The organism is Kitasatospora sp. NPDC059571, assembly GCF_042735675.1.
In the GTDB taxonomy this organism is placed as follows: domain Bacteria; phylum Actinomycetota; class Actinomycetes; order Streptomycetales; family Streptomycetaceae; genus Kitasatospora.
The window spans coordinates 18,968-28,218 of sequence record NZ_JBHWBW010000047.1 but is presented as its reverse complement, the minus strand read 5'-3'; the positions used below and the strand labels follow the sequence as shown (position 1 = coordinate 28,218).

General features: G+C 73.1%; 9 protein-coding genes and 1 pseudogene. 6 read left to right on the top strand and 4 right to left on the bottom strand.

Going from position 1 to position 9,251, the window contains the following annotated elements; all coding sequences use genetic code 11:
* Positions 1-1,135 (bottom strand): amino acid decarboxylase (locus ACFV0G_RS08555; RefSeq protein ID WP_380543731.1); only part of this gene is annotated, 1,135 nt, incomplete at its 3' end.
* A 76-nt stretch (positions 1,136-1,211) separates the two neighbouring features.
* On the opposite strand from ACFV0G_RS08555, the gene ACFV0G_RS08550 reads away from it, so the two are divergent.
* The 4 genes from ACFV0G_RS08550 (at position 1,212) to ACFV0G_RS08535 (ending at position 4,065) form a co-directional block, all read left to right on the top strand.
* Positions 1,212-2,177: a LysR family transcriptional regulator gene (locus ACFV0G_RS08550; protein ID WP_380543728.1), complete on the top strand. Its 966-nt coding sequence runs from the start codon at positions 1,212-1,214 to the stop codon at positions 2,175-2,177.
* Positions 2,178-2,186: 9 nt separating this feature from the next.
* Complete coding sequence (locus tag ACFV0G_RS08545) at positions 2,187-2,543, top strand: VOC family protein (protein WP_380543725.1); 357 nt, start codon at positions 2,187-2,189, stop codon at positions 2,541-2,543.
* A 123-nt stretch (positions 2,544-2,666) separates the two neighbouring features.
* Positions 2,667-3,323 carry an NADPH-dependent F420 reductase gene (locus ACFV0G_RS08540; RefSeq protein ID WP_380543722.1) on the top strand — a complete coding sequence of 219 codons (657 nt, stop codon included), beginning with the start codon at positions 2,667-2,669 and terminating at the stop codon, positions 3,321-3,323.
* A 1-nt stretch (position 3,324) separates the two neighbouring features.
* Positions 3,325-4,065: a PIG-L deacetylase family protein gene (locus tag ACFV0G_RS08535; RefSeq protein WP_380543719.1), complete on the top strand. Its 741-nt coding sequence runs from the start codon at positions 3,325-3,327 to the stop codon at positions 4,063-4,065.
* Here ACFV0G_RS08535 and ACFV0G_RS08530 read toward each other — a convergent pair.
* Both ACFV0G_RS08530 and ACFV0G_RS08525 read right to left on the bottom strand, forming a co-directional pair.
* Positions 4,029-4,892, bottom strand: a complete 864-nt coding sequence (locus ACFV0G_RS08530; protein WP_380543716.1) for a DedA family protein — start codon at positions 4,890-4,892, stop codon at positions 4,029-4,031. The genes ACFV0G_RS08535 and ACFV0G_RS08530 overlap by 37 nt on opposite strands.
* 4 nt (positions 4,893-4,896) lie before the next feature.
* Positions 4,897-5,091: a DUF1918 domain-containing protein gene (locus ACFV0G_RS08525; RefSeq protein ID WP_380543713.1), complete on the bottom strand. Its 195-nt coding sequence runs from the start codon at positions 5,089-5,091 to the stop codon at positions 4,897-4,899.
* 388 nt (positions 5,092-5,479) lie between these two features.
* Here ACFV0G_RS08525 and ACFV0G_RS08520 point away from each other — a divergent pair.
* Positions 5,480-7,873 (top strand): annotated as a pseudogene (locus ACFV0G_RS08520) (discoidin domain-containing protein); the annotation flags it as partial.
* Positions 7,874-8,368 carry a discoidin domain-containing protein gene (locus ACFV0G_RS08515; protein WP_380543734.1) on the top strand — a complete coding sequence of 165 codons (495 nt, stop codon included), beginning with the start codon at positions 7,874-7,876 and terminating at the stop codon, positions 8,366-8,368.
* Between the two features lie 169 nt (positions 8,369-8,537).
* On the opposite strand, the gene ACFV0G_RS08510 is transcribed toward ACFV0G_RS08515, so the two are convergent.
* A complete protein-coding gene (locus tag ACFV0G_RS08510; RefSeq protein WP_380543710.1) occupies positions 8,538-9,194 on the bottom strand; it encodes a TetR family transcriptional regulator in 657 nt (218 codons plus the stop codon).
* Positions 9,195-9,251: the final 57 nt, after the last annotated feature.

Sequence of the window (9,251 nt, the reverse complement as noted above, 5' to 3'; positions counted from 1 at the left end):
CGGCGACCACCGCGGCCTCCGTCGCGACCTCCACCAGCACCCCGTGCTCGTGCATCAGCAGCCGCCGCGCCTCGTGCCCGGTGATCCCGCCGGAGCGGACGTCCACCGCGACCCGCAGCGGATCGACGGCCGCGATGTCCGCGAACCGCCCGAAACCGTCGCTCGCCACCGCGAACCGGCCGCCCGCCCGCACGGCCCGGCGCATCTCCTCGGCCGCCCGCAGCGACTCCCCGATCCGCTCGCCGCCGGTCGCCAGCGCCCGGCGCGCCTCGTCCAGCGACGCCAGCAGCAGGGCGCTCGCACTGGTCGACTGGGTCAGGTGGAACACCCGCTCCACCAACGGCTCCAGCCGCGCCGCGAACGGCCCCTCCGCCAGGTGCAGCATCGCCGCCTGGGTGAGCGCCCCGCCCAGCTTGTGGGTGCTCGACACCACCAGGTCGGCGCCCTGCGCCAGCGCGTTCGCCGGCAGCTCCGGGTGGAAGCCGAAGTGCGAACCCCAGGCCTCGTCCACGATCAGCGGCACGCCCGCCGCATGCGCCGCCGCGGCCAGCGCCGGCACGTCCGCCACCGCGCCGAAGTAGCTCGGCGTCACCACGTACGCCGCCGCCGCGTCCGGGTGCGCCGCCAGCGCGGCCGCCAGGTCCCCGGCCGCCACTCCGTGCGCGATCCCGAGCCCGGCGTCCACCGACGGCTGCACGAACGCCGCCCGCAGCCCCGACAGCACCAGGCCGTCCACCACGCTCGAGTGCACGCTCCGCTGCACCACCAGGGTGTCCCCGAGCGCCTGCGCGACCAGCGCGGCGATCCGGTTGCCCTGCGAGGCACCGTTGGTGAGGAACCACGTCCGGCGCGCGCCCCACGCCTCGGCCGCCAGCCGCAGCGCCTGCTCCATCGGGCTGTCCGGCCCCAGGTCGACACCGTCGAGCAGCGGCGGCACGTCCAGCCGCAGCACCCGCGCGCCGACCAGGCCGGCGAGAGCGCCGAAGCGGTCCGGGTCGGCCGCGTGGCCGGGCACGTTCAGGCGCAGCCGGTCGGCGGCGGCCTCGCGGCACACCGCCTCGGCGTACGGCGCGCGGTGCTGCCCGCCGAGGTACGAGGTGCAGGTGGGGGAGGGGTGCTGGATCAGGGTGCTCACCCCTCGACCCTGGCACCGGCCCGGCCATCGAGGAATAGGGTGGTTTTCTGGACATCTCCAGAAAGCGTCGATACCCGTGCTCGAACTCCGCCACCTCCAGGTCCTGCGCGCCATCGCCCGCGAGGGCTCGCTCGCCGCCGCCGGCCGCGCCCTCGGCCACAGCCAGCCCACCGTCAGCCACCACCTCGCCACCCTGGAGGCGCACTTCCGCACCCCGCTGGTGCACCGCGGCGCCCGCGGTGCCGTCCTCACCGACGCCGGCGCCGCCCTGCTGCCGCACGCCGAGGCCGTGCTCGGCCGGATCGGCGCCGCCGAGCGCGAGGTCGCCGAACTCGTCCGGCGCGGCGCGTCGACCCTGCGGGTCGGCACCTTCCCGTCCGCCGGCGCCCTGCTCCTGCCTCCCGCCGTCCGCACCCTGCACCGCTCCGGCGTCCGCATCCAGCTCACCGAGGGGGAGCTGCCGGCCCTGCTGGACGGGCTGCGCAGCCGCCGGCTACAGACCGCCCTGGTCTACTCCCGGCCGGACGGCGGCCTCGACCTCGGCGAGGACGTCGTCGTCCACCCGCTGCTGGAGGACCCGCTGCTGCTGGTGCTGCCCGCCGACCACCCGCAGGCCGCCGCCGAGCGCGTGCCGCTCGCCGCGCTGCGCGACGACGGCTGGATCCTCGGCGCCACCGAGGAGGACCCGGTCGACCGGGCGCTCGCCCGCGCCTGCGCCCCGCACGGCTTCGAACCGGTGCCCGTGCTGCGCACCGACGACTACGGCGTCCTCCAGGGCTTCGTCGCGGCCGGCATCGGGGTCGCCCTGGTCCCGCGCCTCGGCCTCGGCCCGGCCCGCGACGACCTCGCCGTCCGACCGGTCGACGGACCGCCGCTCGCCCGCCGGATCGGCGTCGCCGCGCTGCGCACCGCCGACCGCGCGCCCGCCCGCGCCCTGCGGGCCGCCCTCACCGAGGAGGCCGCCCGGCTGCTCGCCCGCTGGGCCGCCGACGGAGCCGGCGCCCCGGCAGGGTGTGATGACCCGTCAGCCGGCCGCGGGTAGGGTGCGACCATGGCACTCGTATGGGAGCAGGTCGTGGTGGACGCCGCCGATCCCGGGGCACTCGCCGACTGGTGGGCCGAGGCCCTCGGCTGGACGCTGGTGAGCGAGGACCCGGACGAGTACGAGATCCGGCCGGCCCCGGACCGGCTGCCCGGCCTGCTGTTCCTCCGCGTCCCCGAGGCGAAGGCCGGCAAGAACCGCCTCCACCTCGACTTCCGCCCCGACGACCAGGCCGCCGAAGTGGACCGCCTGATCGTCCTCGGCGCCCGGCGCGCCGACATCGGGCAGGGCGAGCAGAGCTGGGTCGTCCTCGCCGACCCGGAGGGCAACGAGTTCTGCGTCCTCGGCGGGCGGCCGGCGGGCTGAACCGGCCCAGGCCGGGTACGAGCCCCTGCACGTCCGGACGGCCGCGCGGCCGCGGGGTCGGACGACCGTACGACCGCACGACCAGACCTGCACGACAGCAACCGATCCGGACTGGAGAGAGCGATGCGATTCGGGATCATCGGCACGGGCACCGTGGGCCGCACCCTGGCGTCCAAGCTGATCGCACTGGGCCACGAGGTCACCCTCGGCTCACGCACCAAGGACAACACCTCCGCCGTCTCCTGGGCCGACCAGGCCGGACCGCACGGCCACGCCGGCACCTTCCAGGACGCCGCGGACTTCGGCGAGGTGATCATCAACGCCACCGCCGGCACGGTCTCGCTCCCGGCCCTCCAGCAGGCCGGCGCCGAACGGCTCGCCGGCAAGGTGCTGATCGACGTCTCCAACCCGCTGGTCTTCTCGTCCGCCGGCGAGGTCAGCCTCGCTCCGGTGAACACCGACAGCGTCGGCGAGCAGCTCCAGCGCGCGTTCCCGGACGCCCGCGTGGTGAAGGCGCTCAACACCCTGGCCGCCCCGCTGATGGTCGACCCGGGCCGGGTCCCGGGCGAGCACCAGGTGTTCGTCGCCGGCGAGGACGTGGCCGCCAAGACCGTCGTCCGCGGCGTCCTGGAGCAGTTCGGCTGGCCGGACGCCGCCGTGATCGACCTCGGCGGGATCGACGCGGCCCGCGGCACCGAGATGCTGATGCCGTTCTGGCTCAAGCTGATGGGCCACTTCGGCCACACCGACTTCAACTACTCGATCAGGAGCGCCGACTGACATGTCCGACCAGGCACCACCCCCCTTCGAGCCGCTCGACGAGGACTGGCAGACCGCACTCGCCGTGGTGGCCCACCCCGACGACATGGAGTACGGGGCGGCCGCTGCGGTCGCCCGCTGGACGGCCCAGGGCAAGCGGGTCGTCTACGTGATGGTCACCAGCGGCGAGGCCGGCATCGACTCGATGGACCCGCAGGAGTGCCGACCCGTCCGGGAGGCCGAGCAGATCGCCTCGGCCGCCCTGGTCGGCGTCGACACCGTCGAGTTCCTCGGGTACCCGGACGGCACGGTGGAGTACGGGCTGCCGCTGCGCCGCGACATCGCCCGCGCCGTGCGCCGGCACCGCCCCGAGATCGTGCTGACCACCAACTACCGCGACACGTACGGGGGGAGCTACCCCAATCAGGCCGACCACATCGCGGTCGGCCGGGCCACCCTGGACGCGGTGCGGGACGCCGGCAACCGCTGGGTCTTCCGCGAGCTGGTGGACGAGGGGCACCAGCCGTGGAACGGCGTTCGCCAGGTCTGGGCGGCCGGCTCGCCGGAGGCGGGCCACGCCGTCGACACCACGGAGACCTTCGCCGCCGGGGTCGCCTCGCTGGAGGCGCACCGGGCCTACCTCGACGGCCTCGGCGGGGACATGGCGGACGCGGCCGGCTTCCTGGACTCCTTCGGGCGGATGGCCGGCAGCCGGCTCGGCGTGCGCTACGCCTCGTCGTTCGAGGTCGTCCCGCTGCGCTGATCCGGCTGCGGCTGCCGTTGTTCCGGCTGTGGCTGTGGCTGTGGCTGTGGCTGTGGCTGTGGCTGTGCCTGCGGCTTCGGCTGCGGCCCGGCAGGCGGCCGGGGCCCGGTCTGCCGGCGGCCGGGTCCACCGTCCTCCAGGGCCGGGCCGGCCGCCGGACCGCCGCCGTCCGGTGCGCCGTCCTCCGGTCCCGCGCCGGGCGGGCGGCGCTTGCGGCGCCGGTGCAGCACCGCGCGGACGACCAGGGCGATCAGCACGACGGCGAGCGCGCCCAGCAGATAGACCTGGTAGCGGACCGCCTGCTCGTACAGCGGGCCGATGTCGGAGCCGGCCAGGTAGCCGGCGGTCGACCAGACGCCGACCCAGAGCAGCGCCCCGATGATGTTGGCGGGCTGGAAGCGCCGCCAGGCCATCTCGCTGGTGCCCGCGATGATGCCGTTGGTCTGGCGGAGCCCGTCGATGAACCGGGCGACCACCACGACCTTGCCGCCGTTGCGGTCGAAGAAGCCCTCGGCGCGTGCCATCCGGGCCGGGGTCAGCGCGACGTAGCGCCCCCAGCGGTGGACGAAGGCGTGGCCGCCGGTGCGGCCGATCCAGTAGCCGAGGGTGTTGCCGACCACCGCGGCGATCACCCCGATCACCACCACCGCGGCGATCGACATCCGGCCGGTGCCCGCGTACACGGCGGCGAGCACCAGGATGGTCTGGCCCGGAACCGGGATCCCGCAGTTGTCGAGCAGCACGAGCAGGCCCACCGCCGGATAACCGTAGTTGTCCAGCAGTGGGGCCAGATGGGCCAGCGGGCCCGGTAGCGGCGGCGCGGCCAAGCGCTTAGCGGCGTTCCTGCTGGTGCTCGACGACGCAGTCGGGACCGGGGTAGACCAGGCCGTCGTGGCCGTCCTCGAAACGGACCAGGTACGGGGGCTCGCCGTCGGCGCCGCGGACCTCGATGATCTGGCCGATCCGGTCCACCATGCCGACGGACTTGCTGTGGATGTGGAGCTGGTCGCCTACCGTGGCTTGCATGATCATGCTCCTCGGGCTGGGGGCGTGGTGCGGGCGGTCGGGGCGGCAGCCCCGCAGGTGTCCGCCCCGATCTCCACTGTGCGGCGCGCGCCGGGCAGCCGCAATGCGCGGACCGGGCGGCGGGGCCGGCGGGGTGGCCGAGGGTGCCCGCGGAGGCCCGCCCCACCCTGCTGCGATCACCTCCTTACCGCCTTATGTTTTGGAAGTTGCAAGTATTCGTCGTTATTTTGCGCATGGGTATGGACTTCGTGCGGCCGGTCCTCGTAGTCTCGCCAACGCCCGGAGGAAACCCGCCTGTCATTCTGGCGAAGCGTCAGCGCAACGCGGCCGCCGGGCGATTGCCCCCACCCGGAGCAGCTTCCTACCCGGCAAGGATGTGCAGCCGCAGATGCAACCACCCCCCACCAGGCGCGGGACCCGTACCCTCGCCGCACTCACCGCGACCGCCCTCGGCACGGTCGGCCTGCTGACCGCCGTGCTGGCGAACGCCGGTGCCGCGCACGCCGCAGGAGTCCCCGCCCTGTCGCCGCTCGGCGTGCCGGGACGCGGCGCCACCGTCCCGTTCGTCGAGCAGGAGGCCGAGTACGCGGCCACCAACGGCACCGTGATCGGCCCGGACCGCACGTACGGCAACCTGCCCTCGGAGGCGTCCGGCCGGCAGGCCGTGACCCTCAACGCGGTCGGCCAGTACGTCGAGTTCACCCTGACCCAGCCCGCCGACTCGATCGACTTCCGGTACAGCCTGCCGGACTCGGCGGACGGCAAGGGCCGGGACGCCTCGATGGACCTGCTGGTCAACGGCAGCACCCTGAAGAGCGTCCCGGTCACCTCGAAGTACAGCTGGTACTACGGCGGTTACCCGTTCAACAACAACCCGGGCGACACCCACCCGCACCACTTCTACGACGAGGCCCGGACGCTGCTCGGCCAGACCTACCCGATCGGTACGAAGATCCGGCTCCAGGTGAGCTCCACCGCCCAGTCACCGACCTTCACCGTCGACCTGGCGGACTTCGAGAACGTCGCGGCGCCGATCGCCAGGCCTGCCGGCGCACTCGACGTGGTCACCGACTTCGGCGCCGACCCCACCGGTGCCACCGACTCCACCGCCAAGTTCCAGGCGGCGGTCAACGCCGGTGCGGCGCAGGGCAAGACGGTCTGGATCCCGCAGGGCAACTTCACCCTGTACAGCCATGTGATCGTCGACAACGTGACCCTCGCCGGCGCCGGCCCCTGGTACTCGGTGCTCGGCGGTCGCGACCCCAACAACCGCGCCAACGCAGCCGGGATCTACGGCAAGTACACCACCGCGGGCGGCCCGAGCCAGAACGTCACCCTCAAGGACTTCGCCATCATCGGCGACATCCGCGAGCGCGTCGACGAGGACCAGGTCAACGGCATCGGCGGCGCGATGTCCAACTCCACCGTCGACGACGTCTGGCTCCAGCACGTCAAGGTCGGCGCGTGGATGGACGGTCCGATGGACAGGTTCACCATCAGGAACAGCCGCATCCTGGACACCACCGCGGACGGCGTGAACTTCCACACCGGCGTCACGAATTCCACGGTCACCAACACCTTCGTCCGCAACACCGGCGACGACGGCCTGGCGTCCTGGCCCGAGAACAAGCCCAATGTGAACGACAGCTTCACCCACAACACGGTGGTGCTGCCGATCCTGGCGAACAACATCGTCACGTACGGCGGCAAGGACTTCACCATCTCGGACAACGTGATGGCGGACACCATCTCCAACGGCGGCGGCCTGCACATCGCCAACCGCTACCCGGGCGTCAACTCCGGCAGCGGCACCGCGGTCGCCGGCACCATCACCGCCGCCCGCAACACCCTGATCCGCGCCGGGAACTCCGACTACAACTGGCAGTTCGGCGTCGGCGCGCTGTGGTTCGACGGCCAGTCCGAGCCGATCAGCGGCGCGACGATCAACGTCACCGACACCGACATCCTGGACAGCTCCTACGAGGCCATCCAGACCATCGAGGGCTCGGTCAGCGGCATCAACCTGACCAACGTGAACATCAACGGCGCAGGCACCTACGCCATCCAGGCCCAGGCCAACGCCCAGATGAAGTTCACCAACGTGAAGGCCGGCAACATCGGCCAGGCGGCCACCCCGATCCACAACTGCATCGGCACCGGCCTGCAGATCACCGACGGGGGCGGCAACTCCGGCTGGAACACCGGCTCCACCTGCACCGGCACCTGGCCGACCCCGATCTGGACGTACAACGGCGTGCCGAGCACCCCGGGCACCTCCAGTCCGTCGCCGAGCCCGTCCGGCTCCTCGTCCTCGCCGTCCCCGTCGCCGAGCCCCTCCGGCTCGACCACCCCGCCGACCTGCCCCACCGGGACCGGCAACATCGCCCAGGGCCGCCCGGCCACCGCGTCCGGCAGCAACCAGACGTACACCCCGGGCAACCTCGTCGACGGTGACGCCAACTCCTACTGGGAGAGCGCCAACAACGCCTTCCCGCAGTGGGCGCAGGTCGACCTCGGCTGCGCGGTCCCGCTGGCCAGGGTGACCCTGAAGCTGCCGCCCTCCTCGGCCTGGAACAGCCGCACCGAGACGCTCTCGGTGCAGGGTTCGACCGACGGCTCCGCCTTCTCCACCCTGGTGGGTTCGGCGGGCTACACCTTCGACCCGGCGACCGGCAACACGGTCACCATCACCCTGCCGAGCACCGCCGTCCGCTACCTGCGGCTGAACGTGACCGGCAACACCGCTTGGCCGGCGGCGCAGTTCTCCGAGCTCCAGGCCTTCCTGGGCACCGGCCAGACCACCTCGCCGTCGCCGTCCCCGTCCGGCTCGACCACCCCGCCGGCCTGCAACCCGGGCACCGGCAACATCGCCCAGGGCAAGCCGGCCACCGCGTCCGGCAGCACCCAGACCTACGGTGCGGGCAACGTCGTGGACGGTGACGCCAACTCCTACTGGGAGAGCGCCAACAACGCCTTCCCGCAGTGGGTGCAGGTCGACCTCGGCTGCTCCCTGAGCCTGGCCAGGGTGACCCTGAAGCTGCCGCCGTCCGCCTCCTGGGGCGCCCGGACGGAGACCCTGTCGGTGCAGGGTTCGACCGACGGCTCCGCCTTCTCCACCCTGGTGGGTTCGGCCGGCTACACCTTCGACCCGGCGACCGGCAACACGGTCACCATCACCCTGCCGAGCACCGCCGTCCGCTACCTGCGGCTGAACGTGACCGGCAACACCGGCTGGCCGGCGGGCCAGCTCTCCGAGTTCCAGGTCTTCGCCTCCTGACCCGAGGGCCCGGACAGCGGATGCCCACCTGTGCCCGGCGGGGTGCGGGTGGGCATCCGTGCTCCCCCGGCCCTGGGCCGGGAGGTGCCCCCACGCGGAGGCACCGACTGCTGGAGGCACCGACTGCGCATGCTGATCCGACAGGATCCGAACGAGAAGGCCTCGCGGCTCAGGCCGGAGGTTGCCCGAGGTAGCCGGTCAACAGGCGCTTGCACTCGGCGATGAGCGCCGCGTCGCCGGCCGGATCCACCCGGAAGGCGAGCTTGAGGACGGCGTCCGCGCACTCCAGCGCCACCCGCAGCGCGAGCGGGAACCCCGGGGCGGCGAACAGGTCGCCGCCGAGGGCGCCGATCCGCACGGCCACCGCCGCATTGTTGTCGAGGTCCGTGCCGAGCAGGTGCTCGGCGTCCCGCAGGTCGCCCGGGTCGGTGCCGACCAGGCCGAAGTCCAGGTGGCCGAAGCCCGGGACGGTGCGCTTCATCGCGACGAACTCGTCCACCGCGACATCCACGAACCCGGCCACGCCGTCCGGCGCACCGTGCTGCGTCCGCACCGCGAGCCGGTGCAGGAACCGGTCGAGATTGCGCTCGGCGAGCGCACCGAGCAGGCTCTCCTTGCCCGCGAAGAACTGGTAGAGCGTGCCGATCGGCACCTCGGCGCGGGCGGCCACTTCCTTGGTGGTGAGCGCCGTCGGCCCGACCTCGTCGAGCAGGCCCGCGCAGGCGTCCAGCAGGCGCTCGTACCGCTGGACGCTGCGCTGCTGAACGGGACGGCGCCGGGCCGGTCCGGGGTGGTGCTGCTCGCTGGGGCCGGTCTGCGCCTTCATGGACTCACTCTGCCCCATCGGGTGTTCGCCGCGCGAATCACCGGCCCGCGCCCGCAC

Excerpts from the sequence above, each read along its gene's own strand:
- ACFV0G_RS08545 (WP_380543725.1), top strand. The coding sequence starts at position 2,187 with ATGGCACTCGTATGGGAGCAGGTCGTGGTGGACGCCGCCGATCCCGGG.
- ACFV0G_RS08540 (WP_380543722.1), top strand. The coding sequence starts at position 2,667 with ATGCGATTCGGGATCATCGGCACGGGCACCGTGGGCCGCACCCTGGCG.
- ACFV0G_RS08535 (WP_380543719.1), top strand. The coding sequence starts at position 3,325 with ATGTCCGACCAGGCACCACCCCCCTTCGAGCCGCTCGACGAGGACTGG.
- ACFV0G_RS08525 (WP_380543713.1), bottom strand. The coding sequence starts at position 5,091 with ATGCAAGCCACGGTAGGCGACCAGCTCCACATCCACAGCAAGTCCGTC.
- ACFV0G_RS08510 (WP_380543710.1), bottom strand. The coding sequence starts at position 9,194 with ATGAAGGCGCAGACCGGCCCCAGCGAGCAGCACCACCCCGGACCGGCC.